This window comes from Mesorhizobium sp. M7A.F.Ca.US.006.04.2.1 (assembly GCF_004022915.1).
In the GTDB taxonomy this organism is placed as follows: domain Bacteria; phylum Pseudomonadota; class Alphaproteobacteria; order Rhizobiales; family Rhizobiaceae; genus Mesorhizobium; species Mesorhizobium ciceri.
In genome coordinates this window covers 1-385 of sequence record NZ_RZQA01001700.1, presented here as the reverse complement: position 1 = coordinate 385, position 385 = coordinate 1, and the positions used below count along the sequence as shown (strand labels likewise).

At 68.6% G+C, this 385-nt stretch carries 1 protein-coding gene; it reads right to left on the bottom strand.

The features are described 5' to 3' along the window. The coding region (locus EN925_RS39485; RefSeq protein WP_164894868.1) for a hypothetical protein at positions 1–385 on the bottom strand (385 nt) is incomplete at both ends.

Here is a 385-nt window from a genome sequence, read left to right as displayed (position 1 = left end):
GTCCAGCGTCGTCGGGTCGGCCAGCGTGCCGGCGCCGGCGAGGCCGCCATCGGCGTAGTAGAACTTGCCGAAGGCGGCATTGGTGGCGGCGTTGATGGCGACACGCGTCGTCGTGCCGCCGGTCAGCGTCTGCGACTGGACGCGGACGCCGATATCGCCACGCACGCGCTCGTTGACGCGCTTGCGCAGGCCTTCGCTGACCGGATAGACCGGCTCCGGCCCGCTATCGGCCCCATTGGCGGCGTGGTCCGAGCCGCTGCCGGGATTGAACGGGATGTTCAGCCGCACACTGCCGGCGAACTGGGTGTCGTCGCGATTGTCGTTGCGGACCTCGCCGGCGAAGACCAGTTCCGTGTTGCTGCCGAAGACATCGCCGATCGTATAC